Origin of the sequence: Fibrobacter sp. UWB12 (genome assembly GCF_900142485.1) — a bacterium.
Taxonomy (GTDB): domain Bacteria; phylum Fibrobacterota; class Fibrobacteria; order Fibrobacterales; family Fibrobacteraceae; genus Fibrobacter.
The window spans coordinates 392,978-414,620 of record NZ_FRAZ01000003.1 but is presented as its reverse complement, the minus strand read 5'-3'; the positions used below and the strand labels follow the sequence as shown (position 1 = coordinate 414,620).

Below are 21,643 nucleotides of genomic sequence, written 5' to 3'. Positions count from 1 at the left end.
CTATGCCTTTTTCTTATGCAAAATATGAGCAAGACCCGTATTGAAAATTTCGCCAATATGCTCGTCGTCGAGCGCGTAATAAATTTTACGCCCGTCACGAGTCGGCTTGACCAAGTTCGCCGTGCGCAAAATACGCAACTGGTGACTTACCACGGATTGTTCGAGGTTCAGCTTTTCGGCAATGGCACTTACCGACATCTCGCCCGAAAGCAAAAGATGAATCACACGGATACGTGTCGTATCGCCAAAGAACTTGAAAAACTCCGAAAGTTCAAACAGAGTATCGATAGAAATATTTTGCATATTCGATGCTTTGCACATACTCGTTCTCTTTTTTTAATTGTTTAAATACATGAACAACAATTCATATATACATATTTTCATTCATTATGTCAAGACGAACGCCTCATATTTCAGTCATTTTGGAGCAAAACACATCAAAACAGATTAATCTGTTTATTATATTATCATTACAAGCCAGGAAATCCTTTAAAAGGATTGTATTAAAAAGGAGTTTTTATGAAAAAAATCGCAGCCAGTCTTTTGACCGTTCTCTGCGCTACCGCAATCGCAACCGCTCAAGACTATTCACAATCTTCTGAATGGGATAACGCACAACCCGTAACAACAACCCCGGCTGCCGTTGAAGTTCCTGCTCCGGCATACAACGAACCGCAAGCCACACAAGCGACTGCACAGCCTGCAACAACAACACAGGCCGAAGCCGCCCCAGCCGAAAGCAACGATTCCATGCCTATCGATGAACAGCCCGCCTACAATCCCAAAAAACAAGCAATCGGATTCGGCGCACGCGCATCATTCATCTATGGTAACTTCTGGGGCTTCAAGGACCTCGACGACTTGGACGCGCCTACAGGTTTCGGTGCTGATTTCGGTGTTGCAGCACGCTTCACCATCACGAAAGGACTTTTGTTCACTCCAGAAATCGCCTTCCGCCTCCTTTATCTTGAACACGGAGACGACGATTACACCAGAAACTTCGACATGACCTTCCTTGATTTCGCATTTTATGTACGAGGCGAAATTACAAAAACATTCTATCTTGAAGTCGGTCCGCAGATTTCTATCAACACAAGCGGTGATTACACTATAGAAAACGAAAGCGGCGCTTACGATGATTTTGAAAACATCGAACAAAGCGCTGTCGAACTCGGCATCAATATCGGTCTCGGCTACCACATTTTGGACAATTTAACAGTCGGTTTTCGTTGGTACATGGGCTTCAACGACGTATTCCCTGACACGAAGTACCTCGACGAACTCACTGCAGACGACTACGAAGGATCCAAAATCAAGAGCAGTGTCAAATGCTCGTTCTCTAACCTGAAGGGCGCACACACGATGATGTTCAAACTCGGTGTCACCTACTGGTTCATCTAATACGGTGTAAAAATGTATTCGCTCCAGTCTTTGAATTTGCAACCCATCCTTTCAACTGATGGCATACGCGGTCTTGATACTGCGTCAAAGAATTTCTTAGCAAACGAGAATACGAGCGAACCTTCCGAAAAAGACGTTATCCAAAGCGGATACACGTTAATGCAAGAAGCAGGGCTTGCGCTTTTCAAATTTGTTCAAGAAAAAGCGCTTGAGCCCATCGCTATTTTTATCGGTGGCGGCAACAATGGCGGAGACGGACTCGTACTTGCAAAACACCTTTTGCAAGCCGGGATTAAAAGCACCGTATTCAGCCTCGCCAACGAAATCAAATTCAAGAACGAAGCCAAATTAGCCCTTGATGATTTTCAGCAAGCGGGCGGCTCCCTTTTTGATTTCAAAAAAATTATAGAAGACCCCAAGCAAGCCTCACTCCTTTTGCACGATGGTTTTAAACTCATTGTCGATTGCATGCTCGGGAACGGCGCCAAAGGCGAACTCCGCCAAGAATTTGCAAGCACCGTACAAGCAATAAACAATAGCGGTCTTCCAGTAATCGCAGCAGATGCCCCCACGGGTTATGATTCAAAAGCACACATTTGCAACGACATTTGCATTCATGCAGATGAAACAATGTTGTTCGGATTTCCGAGGCTCGACGCCTACACAAAAGAAGGCGGACCATCATTTGGCAAAGTAGTTATCGCTCCGCTGAACTACCCTGCAGAACTCGTTCAGCAATTTGACGAAAGAGTTTATCTCATCACAGAAAGCGCCATTCCGCAACTCACGCCCAAACGTGACGAATGGGGAGACAAGCGCATTCAAGGCAGTCCATTAATTATTGCCGGCTCCAAGGATATGCCGGGAGCAGCCGCGCTTTGCACAGAAGCAGCCCTCCGCAGTGGAGCAGGCCTTGTAACATTGGCCGTGCCGCAAAGCATCGCACAAGTTTTGCAAACTAAGCTCTCGGAACCTGTTTTTTGTAGACTCGAAGATAAAGCAGGCGAAAATCGCCGCGACGAAGCTCACAGCGAGAATCGCGGAGTTCTGCAACCTGAACACATCCCGACTTTATTAAAGCGCGCGAAACACGCAAGCGCCATCGCCATTGGACCAGGGCTTTCGACAAACGCAGGCGCAGTCCAAGCCGTTTTTGATTTACTCCCGCAGTTGAGCGCACCGACCGTCATCGATGCCGACGCATTAAACGCCATCGCGACTTTAAACGAAGGCGCAATCAACACCGCTTCACAGGATTGCGCTGCAACAAATAACTGCGCGGCCATTAGCGATAGCGCGGCAGTACAGTATTTGCGTGAGATGAAGGCGCCAGCGATTTTAACTCCGCACATTCGAGAATTTGCAAGGCTTTTCGGCAAACTCCCCGAAAACAGTTGCGAAATTCCGAGCCGATTAAGAGAAATCGCCACAAGCATAAATAAAGTAATTCTTTTAAAAGGAGCCCCCACCTTTATTGCTGCGCCCGATGGAAACGTCTACATTATTCCTGTTGCAAACTCCGGCATGGCAAAGGGCGGCAGCGGAGACGTTCTTACAGGCATTATCGTAGCCTTAATTTCGCAGGGGCTCGCCGTAACAGAAGCAGCCGTACTCGGAGCTCTTTTGCACCAGAAAGCAGGACGCATCACACGTGAAGAACTCGGTGCATTCAGCATGCTCCCGAGCGATGTGATTAAGAATCTGCACAAAGCATTTTAACGAGCTCCGCGCTCAGCAACCTGCCTCGGCTATGCCAAAGCCAACTTTGGCGCGATATTCGACTCGGCTCTTTTTGGCAAATTACTACATTCCCCAGTATGGCAGAAAAGACTTTACTACTTCTTGATTCATTCGCACTCGCGTTCCGCATGTTCTACGCTTACAACCAGAACCCGCTCGTCAACAGCAAGGGCGAAGAAGTTTCCATGATGCACGGCTATTGGGGCGCAGTGCTCCGCATTTTAGCAAAGCACAAACCCACGCATTTTGCAATCGCCCGCGATGTCGCGCACACCAAGACTTTCCGCCACGAACTTTACCCGGACTATAAGGCCAATCGCGGCCCGATGCCCGACGAAATGGCCGCCCAAATGCCACTCCTTTGCGAATCCTTGGAAGCAAGCGGCATTCCACTTTTGTCAGAACCCGGCTACGAAGCCGATGACGTGATGGCAAGCGCCGCCGAGGCCGCAGTCAACGCAGGCTTCGACCACGTTGTGATCATCAGCAAAGACAAGGACATGTCGCAAATCGTGACCGACAAAATTCACCTTTTCCACTTGGAAAAAGGCGCCGACGGCATCGATTTCGGACCGCAGCAAGTCCTCGAAAAATACGGCATTCCGCCTGAAAAAATCCGCGACTACCTAGCACTCATGGGCGACTCGAGCGATAACGTTCCAGGCGTTCCCAAAGTCGGCCCGAAGACCGCCATCCAGCTGTTGACCGAATACGGAGACATGGACAACATTTACGCAAACCTCGACAACATCAAGAAAAAAGGTTTGCACGACAATCTCGCAAACAACAAGGAACAGGCATTCCTCAGCCGCGAACTCGTGACGCTACAGACAAAGCGTGCCTACAACGGCAACCTCGATGCCCTTGAATTCTGCGGCATCCACAGCGACACGCTCGAAGGCATTTTCAAAGAGCACGAAATCAACAGTCTCATTCGATTGCTAGAAAACGTTCCGAGCAAAACCGGCTTTGTACGCAAAGACGATAGCGGCGAATCTAGCGACTCTTCCGACGACGCGGCCGGCGATTCTAGCGAATCCAGCAAAATCGTAAAAGCAAGTTTTCCGGTCGACCTCCCGCCCACCTACATCTGCATCGACAACGAAGAAACCTTCGAACAGATGAAAAAGGAATTCGACGAAGCGACCGAAATCGGCATCGACACAGAAACCGACGGACTTGATCCGATGCAATGCAACATTGTCGGGCTTTGCCTTGCGGCCACCGCAAAAGACGGTAGCGTTCCCAAGGGCTACTACATCCCGCTCGGGCATACCGACGATATCGGATTCCCGTACCCCGCCGGCAAGGGCGGCAACTTCGACTTTAACGTAACAAAGAAGTGGTTCGTTGATTTCTGGAACGATTCTTGCACACTCTCCGGCGACATTTCCAACAGCGAATCCAAGCAGTCCGGCAACCCCAAGCGTTCCCTCGTTTTCCACAACGCGAAATTCGACTTACACGTTCTCGCCCGCACGTTCGGTCTCACACAAAAGCAAATCGATTCTGCAAACATTGTCGATACGCTCATTGCCGCTTGGATGCTCTCGCCCGGCCAAACCGGGCTCGGCCTCGACAATCAGGTGATGCAACTTTTGCAGCACGAGATGATTCCGATTGAAAACCTTATCGGACGCGGCAAGAACCAAATTACGTTCAACCGCACACCCATCAAGGACGCCACCGAATACGGCGCCGAAGATGCGGTCTACACGCTCCGCCTCTGGGCTCCGCTCCGCGCCAAGCTCCAGAAGTACGACTACGAAAAGTATTTCTTCAGTCAGGAAATGCCTCTTCTCAAGGTACTTTACCAGATGGAAGGCGTCGGTGCATTCGTCGACACCAAGATTCTAAAGGACCTGCAAGCCGATTTGCAGCACCGCATCGAAAAGCTCGAAAAAGAAATCTGCGACATGGCCGGTTGCGAATTCAATATCGGTTCACCCAAGCAGCTCGGCGAAGTGCTCTTTGACACGCTCGGACTCCCCGAAATCAAAAAACGCAGCACTGATGCAGCCGTCCTCGAAGAACTCAGCTTCCGCGCGGCCCACCCCATCGTCTTTGCGGTCATCGAATACCGCGAACTCAAGAAAATGCAGAGCACCTATGTCTCCGTGCTCCCGACGCTCGTGAATCCAGACACCAAACGCATCCACACGAGCTTTATCCAGTGGGGCACCGCGACAGGCCGCCTTTCGAGCCGCGACCCGAACTTGCAAAACATCCCCGTCCGTAGCGAACTCGGCAAGCAAATCCGCGCCGCATTCGTACCGCAGAACCCGAACAACGTGATTCTCGCGGTGGATTACTCGCAAATTGAACTCCGCATGCTAGCCCACCTGAGCGGAGACGAAGCGCTCATCGAAAGCTACAAGGAAGGTATCGACATTCACGCCCGCACTGCAGCCGCCATCAACCGCGTAAGCCTCGAAGACGTGACCGCCGACATGCGCCGTGACGCAAAGGTCGTGAATTTCGGCGTGCTCTACGGCATGACCGCCTTCCGCCTCTCCCGCGATTTGAAAATCCCGATGGCACAGGCCAAGAGCTTTATCGACGGCTACTTCGAAATGTACCAGGGCGTGCAAAAGTTCATCGACGACACCAAGGCAGCCGCCCACCGCGACGGCTATGTGGAAACGCTTTCCGGCCGCCGCCGCTACATCGCAGGCATCGACAGTTCCGACCGCATGGAATCGCAAATGGCCGAACGCATGGCCGTGAACACCCCCGTGCAGGGCAGCGCCGCCGACCTCATCAAGATTGCCATGATCCGCATCCAAAAACGCATCAATGACGAGAACCTCCCGCTCCGCATGATGCTCCAGGTGCATGACGAACTCGTGTTCGAGTGCCCGAAGGACCAAGTCGAAGAACTTTCTGCCATGGTCAAGTCCGAAATGGAAGGGGCCATGGAACTTAAAGTTCCACTCGTTGCGAGCGTCGGATTCGGCAAAAACTGGCTCGAGGCGCATTAAAGTTCGCGCATTCCCTGCGCAGCCCTAAATGTTCTCAAAAAAAGTTCTCAAAATTTTTGAGACTTTCATCACACAATAACTTACAAAGTTGATATTTTTTGTAAAATATCAATTTTCTTGTTGCGCACTCAAGCATTTTCATATATATTACTAAGCAAAGAACGGGTGTATCCTCGAAAAGGATGAAAAAAGGGATGTTTGTGAGTATAAAAGCGCTGTAAATTTCGCGCCAAATGTTCTCAAAAAATTCTAAAAATCATCAAAATTTCAGCACAAAGGCACCCCAAACGCAAGTTTTAATAAGGAGTCTTAGCAATGAGATTTAATACCTTCGGCATCGCCGCTAGCTCCCTCCTCATGGCAGCAGCATCGGCATTTGCACTTCCCAAGGCAACCGCACTCGTTGAACCCATGGGCATGGGTTACAATATCGGTAATACCATGGAAGTTCCGGAAAACCCCACAGCTTGGGGCAACCCGCTTCCGACCGCCGGCTATATCAAGGCCATCAAGGCAGCCGGTTTCAACACCGTGCGTATTCCTTGCGCTTGGTATTCCCATTCTGATGCTCTCGCTAAAGATATCGCAGCAAACGGCGGTACCGCCGACAACGGTGCATACACCCACGTAGGCAAGGACGCCACATTCACCAACCCGACAATTGATGCTGCTTGGCTCAAGCAGGTGAAGGACGTGGTGGACATGGTCATCGCCGAAGGCATGTACGTCGTCTTGAACTCCCACTGGGACGAAGGCTGGCTCGAAGACCGCGTTTATGAAGGCACGGCCAATCCGCGTAGCGGTTCCGGCGACATCGCTAACTCCTCTGCAACCGTCAAGGCCCGCCAGGCCGCATTCTGGGCTCAGATTGCATCTTATTTTAAAGACTACGACGAACACCTTCTCTTCGCAGGCGCCAACGAACCGGGCGTGAACGACCCGTGGGGTTCCAGCGGCCAGTGGGCATTCGACAACTCCCGTATGCAGATTTTGAAGGGCTACTACGACGCATTCATCACTTCCGTGCGTAGCGCAGGTGGCAACAACGACACCCGCACCTTGATTGTGCAGGCTCCGCGTACCGAAATGGATAACGCTCCGATGCTCAGCACGAGCTGGCCGACCGACCCGGCTGGCGAAGGCTACATGATGGCCGAAGTCCACTATTATCCGTATCAGTACTCCCTCATGACCGCTGACGAAGATTGGGGCAAGCAGTATTATTACTACACCGGACTTTCCAGCACGAATGACAAGGAACACAACATGGGCTGGAACGTTTACAGCAAGAGTATCGACAACTCCGCTCTCGGCACTCCGAACCAGATTGCAAAGGCATTCGGCGAACTCAAGACGATGTTCTGCGACAAGGGCATTCCTGTAATTATCGGTGAACTCGGCGCCATCAAGCGCACCGGTCAGATTACCGACGCCGCAAACCTCAAGCTCCATTTGCAGGGCCGCGCCCTCTTCTACGGTGAAGTCGCCAAGAATGCGAAGGCAAACGGCATTGTTCCTTACGTTTGGGACACCGGTGCAGAAGACGACGGCAACATGACCATCATCACCCGCCAGAAGGGCACCTACTCCATTCTCGACCCGGATGTCTTGAACGCATTGCAGAAGGCATACGGCATGGAAGGCAACAACAAGAGCAACCTCGACAGCCTCGTCAACGAAAACGAAGTTCCTGAAACTGCAGACGGCAAGGGCGTTCTCGTCACCTACACAAGCAAGACCGCCGACTCCAGCGAAACAGGCACGCTCCGCATCAACCTCTCCGGCGCAAACAAGGACCTCTCCAAGTACGTTGGTCTCGAAATCCGCATGAAGGGTGAAGTCGCTACAGCAGGCCCCTGCACCAACGCAGCAAAGGATTGCGGCGAATACGGCTGGACCTCCATGGACCTCTTCATGATGACCGGCAGCAGCTGGGATTGGTTTGACGCAAGCGTTTTGGAACAGGCCGACCAGCAGCTCGACGCTACCACGTTCCAGACCTTCAAGATTATGTGGACCGACTTCCGCACCGAACCCACAGGCCTCAGTTCCGCCAACGCAATCGGCCTCAACCTTTACGGCACGCAGGTTTCTGGCACTATCACGATTGACTACATCAAGGGCATCAAGGCTGACGGTTCTACCGAAATCATCGATGACTTCGACAAGAAGCCCTCTACCGAAGGCACCGCATCTGGCAAGATTGTCGCCGTCTCCGGTTCCGGCTCCTCCGCCATTAAGGCAGTCGCCGCCAAGGCAACGGGTCTCCGCCTGAACGTCGCTCAGGGCTCCGTCACGGCAATGTTCAACGCCAACAGAGCTACTCGCGGTACGGCTATGCTCATGAACTCCATGGGCCAAGTCATCGCCCAGAAGAACTTCAATGCCCACGTCGGTGCAAACGAAGTCCAGTTGAGCACAAGCGCTCGCGGCGCTGCAGTCCTCATAGTCAAGATGGGCAGCCAGAAGAGCGTACAGCAAGTCCGCCTCCGCTAACTTTAAACCCCTTGCATGTTGGAGTGTTTACAGCAAGGGAATAACAGAGAGAAAAATCTCCTGTTGTTTAGGGAAAAGGGCCCGGCAATTGCCGAGCCCTTTTTTCTTTTCCTCCTAACAAATTACCATTCAGTTTGCCAATCGCGTATGAACGCACCATTTTCATCAATAAACATCATGTGGATGGCGCCAATGCCAAACCTATAATCACCGTCCACTTCATCTTGAATCTTCAGCCTTACAGAAATCGTTTGCTTAGCAGCATTTTCCACTTTTTCTTCAATACGAGACGCTTCGTAACTTCCATGCATCATCATCTTGGTCACGTCACTCATGTCATTTATTTCACCTTCATAAGGAGCAATACTGTCCTTAGGTAGTTTGAAATGGCCCCAATCTACGCATCGTTTTACAGTCTTTCGAGAGCTAGGCAATTTCGCCCACGGCAAGCCATCCGACGTATCGCTTACAACCAGTTCAACCCTTATGGGTATTTCTGAATAATATTCAAAACAGACCGCATTCCAATTCGATATATCAACAGGCAACGGTTCTCCAGAAGCATCCTTAGCGATTCCAAAGCCGAGCGACACATACGGATCCGTCTGGCTAGCCCCCTTCTTCAGGGACGCAACGCCACAAACGCCCTTGCACGATTCGACAACCGGAGTCAACGAATTTTCCGCACCTACTACCACCGGCCATTTTACAGACGACATTCCGCCCACATCTTCGTCCGTAGCCCAATACCAACGGCCATCTTCCACGGCATTTTCCGGCCAAACGTTTTCAGCATAATATGATGTTTTAACTCGGTCCGGATTTTTAGTTGGAGTCCACAAAACGCCGTCATAGCCGTACAGAACAAATTCACCTGACGAATCGACCACTCCAGCATCACCTATAGATTCCGGGTTTTCTACTTCCGGCACACCGTCTGCTTTCGTTCCAAAATACTTGATATTGAACTTATATTGCCCAGGTTCATTCTGAATTCTAAACATCAGACCTATCAACTGTTTAGCAGACTTCTCCCCGGCTTCTCGACTCCAGCCATCCGGAAATTCTTTTTTCCAAGATGGGAATTTAAACTGGCTCCAATTAAAGCACTTGGTAACCTGACTAAGCGCTTTCGGCAAAGCCACAGCCGGGAATCCAAAGCCATCGTCAAACAATGCACCTAGCGAATCTCCCAAATCAAGCACTAGCGAAGCAGCCACATCAGATGTATACGAAATGCAAACGCCATTCCAATCAGAAACATCAATCGGAGTCGGATTATCAGCCGCATCTCTAGCCATTACAAAGCCAACGCCAGCAAAAGGTTGCATGGTCATTGTTCCCTTCTTCAAGTTGGCTACACCGCAAATGCCCTGACACGACTCAATAACAGTAGACAGGGAATCCGCATCACTACCGAGTTCTACAGGCCAGATTATGGAAGACTGCCCACCTTCGTTTTCATCCGCGCCACGAGCCTCCCAGAACCAATGACCATCAGCCTCTACATTCGCAGGCAGCCTCGACGCGTAAATTGCAGTATTAACATGGTAATCTCCCGCCTGAGGATTCCACAAATCATATCCATTCAGTCCAAAACTCCCCGAAGAAGATTCCCCCACGGAACTTGACGATCCAAACGCCACCGTATTCGGCTCCGTTGAAGTGCCGCTGATGTTTCCGTTATCTCCAGTACATGCTGCAAGACTCAGCACCATAGCACCGCAAGCCGTATAAAGTTTTTTGTTCATATCAAACCTCCTCTTTTTTCACAATTTCCTTTGATAGCGGAAACAGCTGTAAATTCAACCTGTAAACTTGAGTGATATCGCTACACTCGTTTGCAATATCAGTAATCTTTTTGCGGCACTCGTCAAGCACTGCGACAATTTTTTCGTACGCTTCACGATTCACGCCCATCGTAACCCCCGTAACGTTTCGCACGTCCGGAGTAAAACGATTCAGAGAATCCACCGCCAAATTGCCCATGGCTCGTTGCATCGAACGGATTGCAAGCGGCAAGCCCTCCTTGGAGCCTTCCACAGACTTTTCAGTTTGTTCGTAAACATTTTCGCGCACTTGTTTTAAGAATCCCGCGCGTTCCAAAAACGCAAGCGACTTGCGGACATCCAACGCAGAAACATCTTGCGCGCAGGCTTTTGCAATATCACCCGGCATGGCTCCCGGCATCAACGGCGCCAACTCGCGCACCACCGGATTTTTCCAAGTATCGTAATACTCGAAAGCATCCTTATCGATAATGCGAACTTTATGATCGAGCGCAATCGATTGCATCTGTTCTAAGAAACTCTTCTTAGCATCGTCCGTTTTGGCGTTATCAAATTGGACCATCGCCTCAAAATAAGTGACCTCGCGTCCAACAAGACCTATAGCCTTAGCTACACGGTCCATAGTCACCTTACTCAAATTCGTCTTGCCCTCGCAAACCATCTTGAGGTACGACGGCGAAACAAACCCCGCAATTTTGGCAAACTCGCGCCATGAAAACGCAGAAGTCCTCTTGCGTTCTTCATAGTAGTCGTTCAAAAAAGCGTGATAATCTTGATATTCAACTATTGGTTTCATACTAATAAATATACCATTCCGTCCACCCAGCCGTCAATATTTTATAGTACATTTTCTTTAAAATTTATCAGTTTTTAGCATTTTTGTTCATGTATAAAACGCAATTTAATTATATATAGTACACCCTGTACTGTATAAGCCCATTCCATCATGCGCCAAGGCTGAGAAGCCTATCAAACTACCGGATTCGCACGCACAGTTTCAACACATTCCCTCCGTCATACGAAAAGGGCCCGGCTTTCGCCGGGTCCTTCTTTTCCTCCTTACTATAATTTTCTAATCGCGATTCGTTCCAAGGGCCTTTATATTGAAAGCTCCCACGTTGCCATTTTCGCCTTCGATAATGAACCTGACCGCTACAGCCCTTTTGGCAACATCTTCGCCCGATATCCTGTACTTTTCGGGATTCGGCAACTTGTCCAAATAAGGCTGGGTAAATTCATTCCATTTATAGCACTTAACGATTTCTAAAGAAGACGTTTTGGGTAAAACAACAGAAGGCCATTTATAAATATCCAAATCGGCATCTTCGATAGCGCTTCCCGAAGTCAAGGTATCCGTGCTCATTTCCAACGACACCGGATCCAAATCCATCCTTATAGGATGATCCGACTTATAGGTAACACAGATTCCGCCCCAGTTGGAGATATCGACCGGCACGCCCTGGTTAGAATCATTTTGAGCCAACTGGAACCCAAACAACGCATACGGCTTTCTGGAAAGTTCACCCTGGTCCAATATGACATTATAGCAGCACAGGCTACCGCACGCATCGATAATCACATCAAAAGGTGCAACATGCCCATCGTACTGATCGCTCCAATACCAGTCAAAAATCGAATTTCCGCCTTCATTTCGATCCGTATACTCGAACCATCGACCATTTTGCAAATGGTTCCACGAAGAATCCGCATAAAGAGTCGTTTTGACATTAGTCTCGCGAGCCTGACCATCCCACAAATCACGGGGATAATCGTCACCTGCATACAAATTCCCAGACGATTCGGTTCCCGAAGAAGAGCTTGACGATGGTTCGGAATAAGTTCCTAACGACATGATATTGAATTTATATTCTCCAGGCCGCCCCGCAAATTCGATTCTAAACGCAACTAGCTGTTTCGCTGCTTTTGCTCCCACATCGGTTTTCCAATATTCCGGTACATCTCGCTTCCACGTAGGTATTCGGAAGTCACTCCATTTACGGCATACCGTCTTAGGTACACCATCCTTTGTCCTAGGCAAAGAAACAGCCGGATAAGCGAAAGTGGGCCAAGTTCTTTCATCAAGCAAATCCAACGAGTCGCGGATAGCCAATTGCAAGCTAAACGATTGATCCGATGTAAGAGTTACGCAAATACCACCCCAATCAGAAACATCGACTGGAATAGGATTGCCACTACTATCCTTCGCAAGCGTAAAGCCAACATACGCAAAAGGATTTTCATCTACATCCCAAGAAGAACTTTCTTTCAAAACGACCGTTCCACAAATGCCATTGCACGCTTCAACAATAGCCCGTTCGTCTTTCGAGCTCACATAATCCATCGGCCAAACGACTGACGATGAGCCCCCATTTTCGGCATCCGTTGTCAAAACCCAATGGCCATCGGTTTTTGCGCCCGCCGGCAACGACGCCGCATAGCGAGCAACATTAACGGTAAAATCGCCCGCACTCGGATTCCACAAGTCGCCATCATTGAACTCATAATTCCCCGATGAAGATTCCACCACCGAGCTCGATGAAGCCCCGGGAACAGAACTCGACGAAGAATTTTGCGCCATCAACACATTGGGTTCTTCTGACGAACCCGATACGTCAACGCCCGAACAACCAAGAGCTGCAAGCGAAAATCCGGCGCATACCATATGTAGTTTTTTATTCATACTATTCCTCCGTTACACAAACGACTCTTTGAGTCAAAGGGAAAAAATGCAAATTCAACCTGCAAACCTGATCCAGTTTACCGCACTTCGCCGCTATCGAAATTATCTTCTTACGGCATGCTTCGAGTTCCTTCACAATTTCTTCGTAGCCCTCACGATTTACACCTAAAGTAACACCTGTGACGTCACGATCTTCGGGACCAAACTGGTCAATAGATTCTATGCCAAGGCGCCCCATTTCACGATGCATCATGCGGATTGCAAGCGTGAGGCCTTCCTTGGAACCCACAACCGCTTTATCGGTCTGCTCATAAACATTCTCGCCGGTCTTTTTTAAAAAACCAGCCTTTTCCAAAAAGGCTAAAGACTTGCGGACTTCAAGCGCAGAGATTTCTTGGCAACACATCTTCGCCATGTCGCCCGGCATCGCGCCTGGCATCATCGGAGCAAGTTCGCGCACGACCGAATTTTTCCAACTGTCGTAATATTCGAACGCATCCTTGTCAACAACGCGCACTTGGTTCGCTGCAGAAATTGCCATCATCTTATCGAAGTAAACTTTCTTGACATCGTCTTTCTGAGCATTGACAAAGTTTACCATCGCTTCGAAATATTCAATTTCATAGCCGGCAAGACCCATCGCAACAGCCACACGATTCATCGTCACGCGGCTCAAGCTGCTCTTGCCATCACAAACAAGTTTCAAGTACGAAGGCGACGTGAACCCCGCAATCTTCGCAAACTCACGCCATGTAAAAGCCGAAGTTCTTTTACGTTCTTCGTAATAATCCGCCATGTAGGCTCGGTAATCTTTATATTCTACAATCGGTTTCATATTGACATATATACATTCTGCAAAACCAAATGTCAATATGAAATGATACAAAAATCATTAATTTTAGCAAAATACATCATTTTTTATTAAAATAAAAACGTTTTACAAGTCATAAATGATACAAATGTATCATTAGTAAAAAATCGCCGCAGTTTTTACCTGCGACGACTTTTAAAAAGCGACTAGAATCGCGGGCGCGCAATGCGCCGATTACCACATCTTGTCGAACTTCTGGCGGTTCTTTTCTTCGTCCTTCTTTTCCTGAACGATGGCGTCGATAACAGCAGCCACCGTGAGGTTAAAGATATCGTGGACAGAAGCGTCGGAGTCGGTGAAGTGAACCGGCTTGTTCAAGCCCATCTGCACAGGACCGATAGATTCGCCAACGCCCATTTCCAAGAGCATCTTGCAAGTGGTATTTGCAGAAGAGAGGCACGGGAAGATAAGCGTATTCACAGTCTGGCCCTTGATCTTGTTGAACGGGTACTTCGTATCGCGAAGATCCTTGTCGAGAGCCACGTTCACCTGCATTTCGCCATCGAGGACGTAATCCGGATACTGTTCGTGAATCGTCTTCACGGCTTCGCGGACCTTGTTCACTGTGCCGCGAGCAGCTTCCTTGTCACTACCGAAGTTTGCATAGCTAAGCATTGCCATCACCGGTTCGTGAGCGAAGAAACGGACAGCGTCGTGCGTAAGCTTTACGATATCGACGAGCGTTTCGGCATCCGGGTCGCGGTTCACGAGCGTATCGGCGAGGAAGAACGTACCCTTCTTGGTGCTGAGGATATGCATGGCACCGAAGTGCTTGTATTCCGGACGGATACCGATAATTTCCTTAGCAAGTTCAATCGTTTCGGAATACTTGGAATAGCCACCGGAAATGAGCGCATCAGCATCGCCGACCTTCACCATCATCATACCGAAGTGGTTCGGTTCGAACATGTCGTCGCGTGCTTCTTCGAAGGTCACGCCGTTACGGCCGTTTTCTTCGGCATAAATTGCAGCGTAGTTGCGACGGCGTTCGAATTCCTCCGGAGAACGCGGGTTCACAATCTTGATACCCGTGAGGTCGAGCTGTTCGCGCTGAGCAATCATCTGGATGCGTTCCGGGTTGCCAAGCAAAATCGGGTGTGCAACGCCTTCGGCCTGAGCCTGGACAGCAGCCTTGAGCATGTTGAGGTTGCTTTCGGCAAACACGACGCGCTTCGGGTTGCTGCGGGCGGTATCGCTGAACTGACGGATGAGCTTGTTGTCATAACCCATCATGTCGCGGAGACGATCGTAGTAAGCGTCCCAATCCGTAATCGGCTTGCGGGCCACGCCACTTTCAATAGCAGCCTTAGCAACAGCGATAGAAACTTCCGTGAGGAGGCGCGGGTCAAGCGGCTTCGGAATTAAGTATTCCTTACCGAACGTGAAGCGCTGCGCGTTGTAAGCAATGTTCACCACATCCGGAACCGGCTTGTGAGCGAGTGCTGCAATTGCGCGAACTGCAGCGTGCTTCATGTGTTCGTTGATTGTCGTTGCACGAACGTCGAGAGCGCCACGGAAAATGTACGGGAAACCGATAACGTTGTTCACCTGGTTCGGATAGTCGCTACGGCCCGTTGCAAAGATGAGGTCGCCACGACTTGCCATGGCTTCTTCGTAGCTGATTTCCGGAGTCGGGTTTGCAAGAGCAAAAACAATCGGCTGGTCGGCCATGCTGCGGACCATTTCGCGAGTGAGGATGTTACCCTTAGAAAGGCCGACAAACACGTCAGCGCCCTTCATGGCATCTTCGAGAGTTTCGATGTCGGTGCGGTCCGTTGCAAAGAAAGCCTTTGCTTCGGTGAGGCCCTTGCGGTCCTTGCGGATAACGCCCTTGCTATCGCACATCACAAGATTTTCTTTTTTGAGACCGAGAGACAAGTAGAGACGTGTGCAAGCGCAAGCAGCAGCACCAGCGCCGTTCACGACCATCTTCACGTTGCGAATGCTCTTGCCAGCAACTTCGATAGCGTTCAAGAGGCCTGCAGAAGAAATGATAGCCGTACCGTGCTGGTCATCGTGCATCACCGGAATATCGAGCTCAGCCTTAAGCGTGTCTTCAATTTCGAAGCATTCCGGAGCCTTGATATCTTCGAGGTTGATGCCGCCGAACGTCGGAGCAATGCCCTTCACGATTTCGATAAACTTCTTCGGATCCTTTTCGTTGATTTCAATGTCGAACACGTCAATGCCCGCATAAATCTTGAAAAGCAAAGCCTTGCCTTCCATCACCGGTTTACCGGCCAAAGCGCCAATATCGCCGAGACCAAGCACAGCCGTACCATTACTAATCACAGCGACGAGGTTTCCCTTGCCCGTGTATTCATAAGCGAGGTTGTGATCCTTTTCGATTTCAAGACACGGTGAAGCCACGCCCGGCGTGTATGCAAGGCCCAAGTCCGTCTGCGTGCTGTGCGGCTTGGTAGGCACGATTTCGATCTTGCCTGGCTTGCCCATGGAATGGTATTGGAGAGCCATTTCCTTTAAGTCTTTTCCCATTTCGTTCTCCTGTGAGTCATAACATTATTTTCGCGGCAAATTTTAGCCCAAGGCGAGAGCTGCGCCAATACTTGTATTGGCATTGCCGAGCCGAACTAAAACGCGTTCTCAAGAACGCGAATTTAGAAAAATTTACACAACAATAAAAGGGTGCCAAAAATGTGTTTTTTGTTACATTTTAACCCAAATTTGCTATTGTTAAGCCGCAAACGAGACTTTTAGCTCCCATACGACGCGCATATTACAGAAAATGAAACAAACCATTAAACAGACTGTACTCGAAAACGGAATCTCCATTTTAACTGATTACATGCCGCACGCATACTCCGCCGCCGTAGGCGTCTGGATTCCACGCGGAAGCCGCCATGAAGCACCGGACGAATTCGGGCTCAGCCACTTTTACGAACATCTCGTTTTCAAGGGAACCGAGAACCGCACCGCACTCGAAATCGCGCACGCCATCGAAGACCGCGGCGGAAATCTCGAAGCGTACACCACCCGCCAAGAGACAGGCTTTTACGCGCAAGTCGAAAGCAGCGACATGCCGCTTGCTATCGATGTCATTTCGGACATGCTCATGCATCCTCGCTTCGACAAAAAAGAAATGGAAAAAGAGCGCCACGTCATCATCGAAGAAGTCCATAGCTACGACGACATTCCCGAAGAACTTGTGGGTGACATTTTCAACGCCATTCATTTCAAGGGCTGTGGCATTGCACACTCCATCACCGGAAACGTCAAGCAAGTCGAGGCCCTCACGCGCAAGCAGATGCTTAAGTACGGGCACCAAGTCACTGACGAAATTCCATTATACGTTTTTGCATCAGGCAAAGTAAATCATAATGAGCTAGTAGAACTTTGTGCACAAAAATTTGAACAAAAAAAGATTAACGGTTTCACACCCGATGACATTTACACATCCAAAAGCTGCGTAAAGATTGTTCAGAAAAGCGACATCACACAATCGAACCTTTTCTGGGGACTCAGTTTTGACCGTTCCCTCATGAGCGATCGAGATCGCTGTGCATTTTCGATTTTCAACGTGGCGATGGGCGCCGGCATGGCAAGCAGACTCTTCCAAAAAATCCGTGAAGACAAAGGCCTTGCCTACTCCGTCTATTCCACAGCCGACCTTTACAAAGACTGCGTGGACTGGGGCGTTGCCCTCGCGACTGAACCGCACCAGCTCAAGACCGCACTTGCGCTTTCCATCGCCGAAGTCAAGAAATTTCTGCGCCATGGATTCATCAAAGATGAGCTTGCACGCACCAAGACAAACATTCTCGGAAGCATGCACCTCGGCGCCGACAGCCCCGAAAAACGTCTCATCCGCATGGCAGAGCAAACGCTCCACCTCGGTGAATTCCATACAATGGAAGACGTCGAAAAGAAAATCCGCGCCATCACCGAAGACGAAGTTCTCGAAACAATCAATCGTTTGTTCAACACAGCAAAATATTCCATCGCCGTCGTCGAGCCCAAAAGCAAAAAGAAGACAGTCCTCGACGTAGATTTCTTTTAGGTGCTAGGTTTTAGGAGATAGGTTATACCTTAAACTGCAAAATTTCTTCAGCAGTCAAATCTTCGATTTTCTTTCCAACACGCTGTGCATATTGCACAAGCTTTTGGATATGCAATTTACTTTTAGGAGGTTCTTTATACGGATCTGGCGTAGCCATGTATTCTTCCATAGAATCCGCCAGAATAACCGCAGGCTTTCTAATTCCATTCATAGGTATAGACCTCCAAAAGTTTTCGTGACGCATCCCCTTCAAGAATAAACTGGTAAGGATGCTGAGCACCCAAATAGGAAGCTCCTAGAACTTCAATATAGTGATTTAGCAATTCTTTGTTAAGGGCAAAACCATGAACAACACCCCTATACCCCCATTGCATAGCCTTGTCAACGGCAATTGCAAAAAGATGACCGCCTACACCACTATATTTTTGACTTCCAAATGAATGTTTGTTGTTTTGCGGGGCAGAGCAAGCCCAATGTAGATAGGCAGCTTCTACATCAACATCGTTTTTCACACCCACAAGCCCCTGAATTTCGTTATTTTCCTTCAAAGCTAAAGCATATATTTCAACATTGCAAGGAACCTCAATCCAATTAATTCCCCATCCATCTTTTTCCTTGAATTTTCTCAGAAACGAACGGCTTTCGATTTTGAAAACCACAGTTTCCTTGATTTCTCCAGTTTCGGTATCCTTGAGGCAAGGGACAATTTCGTCCAACCAAATATCAACACAACCGCTAATCAGCGAATTCTTCATCTTTTACTCCTTCCCGCGGACATGCGTAAAACGGCGGGGCTTTAGTTTTTTATTGTAAAATGAACATTTGTTCACTACTCAATATAGATTCATAAAAGTATTTTGTCAAGTTTTTTTAACTTTTAGGGAGAATGCATGCAACTTTTAAACTTCACCTTACCCAACGCATTTACAAGCCCTGCATAATCAAGAGTTTGCAAAGGCTCTTTTTCACCCGCATAGCTGCAATGGTTCACCTTTTTATCCCATGATACCGAAACAAATTTTTCTGGAATTTCACATTTGAGCAAACAAGATGGGCTTTGAAAGGGGGCGTTTCCGGCGACGGAGGCAAGTTGTTTTGCAGTAGGCGTATTTCCGAATCGTCTAGGAATAAGAATTATCTGGTCCGGTTGCAAAAATTCTAATAATTTTGCATAGGTTTCTCGACACGCATCAATAGAATTGTCGGAAACAAGCAAATTGACACCTGGTTTTATTTTCGTTCTGGACAGTTCCTTTACTTGTTCGATAACTCGCAACACTTCACTTTGGATATTTGGATTATGTATTGTTATATGGACTTTATCTGGGCAATGCTTGAGTAGCTGTCCAAATACAGATTGTTTCAGAAGAGGCAAGCCATTGGTCGTTACGCTCGTATAAGTTATCGGATATAGCGCATCGACAACATCAAAAATTCCATCGTATTCAAAAGGTTCTCCACCACCTAACGAAACAGCCTTGATTCCATGATTCACACAGTCTTTGCAAAAGGAGATCACTTCGCTTGGCTGCCAAGCGGTTGCACCTTCAGGATTGCTCTGATTATAACAAAAAGGGCATCTTTTGGAGCAATAATTGGATAAATCAACCGAGAGAATCTCTTTCATTTTCTTTCACCCATTTCTCCATATCTTCTTTATCAATAGTCAGCAAGAACTTCTTACCACGATAAGGTTGTTCAGCCAATGATTCAATTTCAGTTTTTCGTTCATTTAACACGCTTAATAAATAATACGGATATTCCATTCCTAGAATGGATATTTTTTCGCCTTTAACATTTAAATCTTGAGCAACTTTTTCATAAATTTCATCTTCAATAACCACAACATAAGGATTAACGATGTCAAAAACCTGATCCCAATAATCTTTAAATCCCGAAAAGTATTCCCACCAATCCTCTCGCATTTTTTTTATTTGGGCGATAAAAGTTTCATCAAGCCTCCCCGAAGATTTCCTTATAGAATCATGTTTGTCAATTCCTGTTTTTTTATAAGGAAACACGGCATTACTTTTCATACCAAGAATAGAATCCTGGGCAAACAGTTTGTCATAATCTGGTTCTTTTCCAATAAATAGGATTGTCGGTTTATCTGTATAGCACCTACAAAAACCTGCAACCGAAGGAAAATAGATACGAACGTATTGGAATTTTCCATCAGACAAAGGCAACAGCGCAAAATCACCGCACTCAATAGAAGCGTATTCACTTCCAGTGCAACTAGATGGTAAAAATTCCGCGACTTGAAGTTTTGGAAAATCATCAAAGCTTATTGGCAAACGTAAAACTCGTTTTTGATCTCTTGGATTCAACTGTTGCAATTTGAATTTATATTTGGGCGTAAATGTCCGCTCTGTTAAATGAGCTGTCCAATAAGGTTGCTGGTATAGATAGAAAGGAAAATATTCAAAAAAAGCGTCATGGACATACTTTATCGTTTTATTTTCTTCATCATAATTATCGCTAAGATCCCACGCATCAATTCCTGCAGCTTTTAAAACAACTCCCTTTTCAACCATCTTGTTTACATGTTCCAATGCTTCGCAAGGATCAATGAGATATAATCCTTTTGACCTAGAATAACACGCTAACAAATAGTTGTATTTTGAAGCAAATCGGACAAATTCATTCGTTTGAGAAACATCTATCTGAACAATATATCCTCGGCTATATTCATCAAACTTTTGGGCATCTTTTAGATAAGCAATTAACAAATCAGATTGATTATCATCAAAATTGAAATTACGAATTCCCAGCTCATTTGGCAAAAGGAAATCATCTTCTAAAATGCTATCTGCACTACATTCAGGAATATCGCACGGAACAGGGCCATTTTCGTCAAAATCAAAAATGGCGACATTTCCATCCTTGTCCGCAATGAACCATGCGGTGGACATAGAATGAGTTGCAGGATATTCTTTGTCAATAAGCATAATACTGATTCACCATGATGAGAGACTTATATAAATATACACTCACAGCATTGTCAAAAGATGACATTTTGAGAAATTCAACGCATTTCACAAAAAAAACGCCCCACTCGCAAGGAGCAGGGCGAATTTCTCGCGTTTTCGCTAAGTCAGAACTTAAGCAGCCTTCACGATTTCGACGACCTTAGCAAATGCTGCCGGATCGGCGACGGCCAAGTCAGCAAGAACCTTGCGGTTCATGTTGATGTTAGCCTTGGAAAGCTTGTAAATGAACTGGCTATAGCTGATGCCGAATTCACGAACAGCAGCGTTCAAGCGAGTGATCCACAGAGAGCGGAAATCACCCTTCTTGTCGCGGCGGTGTGCATAGGCATACTGACCAGCGTGGGCAACGGCTTCGATAGCAAGGCGAAGGTTCGACTTGCGGCGGCCATAGAAACCCTTGGCGGCCTTGAGGATTTTTTTGCGGCGTTCGCGGGAAGGAACTCTAGTTTTTGCGCGTGGCATTCTTACTCTCCTTATGCTACTACAAGCAGACGCTTGACGTGATAGGTATCGACTTTCTTAACGAGAGCGCCCTTACGAAGGTTACGCTTACGCTTAGTGTTCATCTTAGCTTGAATGTGGCGCATACCAGCGCGCTTGAACTTGACATGGCCGGAACCAGTCACGCGGAAGCGCTTCTTAGCACCGCTGTGAGTTTTCATTTTAGGCATTT

17 protein-coding genes are annotated in these 21,643 nt (G+C 48.0%); 5 read left to right on the top strand and 12 right to left on the bottom strand.

Annotated elements, in window-relative coordinates:
* Positions 1 to 303 carry an ArsR/SmtB family transcription factor gene (locus BUA34_RS06500; RefSeq protein ID WP_254794356.1) on the bottom strand — a complete coding sequence of 101 codons (303 nt, stop codon included), beginning with the start codon at positions 301 to 303 and terminating at the stop codon, positions 1 to 3.
* Between the two features lie 216 nt (positions 304 to 519).
* Between BUA34_RS06500 and BUA34_RS06495 the strand changes: the two genes are divergently transcribed.
* The 4 genes from BUA34_RS06495 (at position 520) to BUA34_RS06480 (ending at position 8,618) form a co-directional block, all read left to right on the top strand.
* Entirely contained in the window at positions 520 to 1,401 is an 882-nt protein-coding gene (locus tag BUA34_RS06495; RefSeq protein ID WP_072827915.1) for a porin family protein, read from the top strand.
* A 12-nt stretch (positions 1,402 to 1,413) separates the two neighbouring features.
* The gene (locus tag BUA34_RS06490; protein WP_072827914.1) at positions 1,414 to 3,120 is read left to right on the top strand and encodes a bifunctional ADP-dependent NAD(P)H-hydrate dehydratase/NAD(P)H-hydrate epimerase; all 1,707 of its coding nucleotides are present in this window, start codon (positions 1,414 to 1,416) and stop codon (positions 3,118 to 3,120) included.
* Positions 3,121 to 3,218: 98 nt separating this feature from the next.
* A complete protein-coding gene (gene polA / locus BUA34_RS06485; protein WP_072827913.1) occupies positions 3,219 to 6,122 on the top strand; it encodes a DNA polymerase I in 2,904 nt (967 codons plus the stop codon).
* 315 nt (positions 6,123 to 6,437) lie between these two features.
* A complete protein-coding gene (locus BUA34_RS06480; RefSeq protein ID WP_072827912.1) occupies positions 6,438 to 8,618 on the top strand; it encodes a glycoside hydrolase family 5 protein in 2,181 nt (726 codons plus the stop codon).
* Between the two features lie 122 nt (positions 8,619 to 8,740).
* Here BUA34_RS06480 and BUA34_RS06475 read toward each other — a convergent pair whose 3' ends face one another.
* The 5 genes from BUA34_RS06475 to BUA34_RS06455 form a co-directional block, all read right to left on the bottom strand.
* Positions 8,741 to 10,369 carry a hypothetical protein gene (locus BUA34_RS06475; protein WP_072827911.1) on the bottom strand — a complete coding sequence of 543 codons (1,629 nt, stop codon included), beginning with the start codon at positions 10,367 to 10,369 and terminating at the stop codon, positions 8,741 to 8,743.
* Position 10,370: 1 nt separating this feature from the next.
* Complete coding sequence (locus tag BUA34_RS06470; protein WP_072827910.1) at positions 10,371 to 11,204, bottom strand: TIGR02147 family protein; 834 nt, start codon at positions 11,202 to 11,204, stop codon at positions 10,371 to 10,373.
* Positions 11,205 to 11,480: 276 nt separating this feature from the next.
* Positions 11,481 to 13,088: a hypothetical protein gene (locus BUA34_RS06465; RefSeq protein WP_072827909.1), complete on the bottom strand. Its 1,608-nt coding sequence runs from the start codon at positions 13,086 to 13,088 to the stop codon at positions 11,481 to 11,483.
* Between the two features lies 1 nt (position 13,089).
* Positions 13,090 to 13,923, bottom strand: a complete 834-nt coding sequence (locus BUA34_RS06460) for a TIGR02147 family protein (RefSeq protein WP_072827908.1) — start codon at positions 13,921 to 13,923, stop codon at positions 13,090 to 13,092.
* 210 nt (positions 13,924 to 14,133) lie between these two features.
* On the bottom strand, positions 14,134 to 16,455 hold the full coding sequence (locus BUA34_RS06455; RefSeq protein WP_072827907.1) for an NADP-dependent malic enzyme: 2,322 nt from the start codon (positions 16,453 to 16,455) through the stop codon (positions 14,134 to 14,136).
* A 250-nt stretch (positions 16,456 to 16,705) separates the two neighbouring features.
* On the opposite strand from BUA34_RS06455, the gene BUA34_RS06450 reads away from it, so the two are divergent.
* Positions 16,706 to 17,977 (top strand): M16 family metallopeptidase, encoded by a 1,272-nt coding sequence (locus BUA34_RS06450; protein WP_072827906.1) that lies wholly within the window; start codon positions 16,706 to 16,708, stop codon positions 17,975 to 17,977.
* A 22-nt stretch (positions 17,978 to 17,999) separates the two neighbouring features.
* Here the strand turns inward: BUA34_RS06450 and BUA34_RS06445 are convergent, their stop codons facing one another.
* The 6 genes from BUA34_RS06445 to rpmI all read right to left on the bottom strand — a co-directional run bounded on the left by BUA34_RS06445 (position 18,000) and on the right by rpmI (position 21,641).
* Entirely contained in the window at positions 18,000 to 18,188 is a 189-nt protein-coding gene (locus BUA34_RS06445; RefSeq protein WP_072827905.1) for a hypothetical protein, read from the bottom strand.
* Positions 18,175 to 18,732: a hypothetical protein gene (locus tag BUA34_RS06440; RefSeq protein ID WP_072827904.1), complete on the bottom strand. Its 558-nt coding sequence runs from the start codon at positions 18,730 to 18,732 to the stop codon at positions 18,175 to 18,177. The genes BUA34_RS06445 and BUA34_RS06440 overlap by 14 nt, the downstream gene beginning before the upstream one ends.
* A 122-nt stretch (positions 18,733 to 18,854) precedes the next feature.
* On the bottom strand, positions 18,855 to 19,604 hold the full coding sequence (locus BUA34_RS06435) for a radical SAM protein (RefSeq protein WP_072827903.1): 750 nt from the start codon (positions 19,602 to 19,604) through the stop codon (positions 18,855 to 18,857).
* On the bottom strand, positions 19,582 to 20,928 hold the full coding sequence (locus tag BUA34_RS06430) for a hypothetical protein (RefSeq protein WP_139255889.1): 1,347 nt from the start codon (positions 20,926 to 20,928) through the stop codon (positions 19,582 to 19,584). Before BUA34_RS06430 ends, BUA34_RS06435 begins: the two co-directional genes overlap by 23 nt.
* Positions 20,929 to 21,081: 153 nt before the next feature.
* Complete coding sequence (gene rplT / locus BUA34_RS06425) at positions 21,082 to 21,432, bottom strand: 50S ribosomal protein L20 (RefSeq protein WP_072827901.1); 351 nt, start codon at positions 21,430 to 21,432, stop codon at positions 21,082 to 21,084.
* Positions 21,433 to 21,443: 11 nt separating this feature from the next.
* Positions 21,444 to 21,641 carry a 50S ribosomal protein L35 gene (gene rpmI / locus BUA34_RS06420; RefSeq protein ID WP_014545553.1) on the bottom strand — a complete coding sequence of 66 codons (198 nt, stop codon included), beginning with the start codon at positions 21,639 to 21,641 and terminating at the stop codon, positions 21,444 to 21,446.
* Between the last annotated feature and the right edge of the window lie 2 nt (positions 21,642 to 21,643).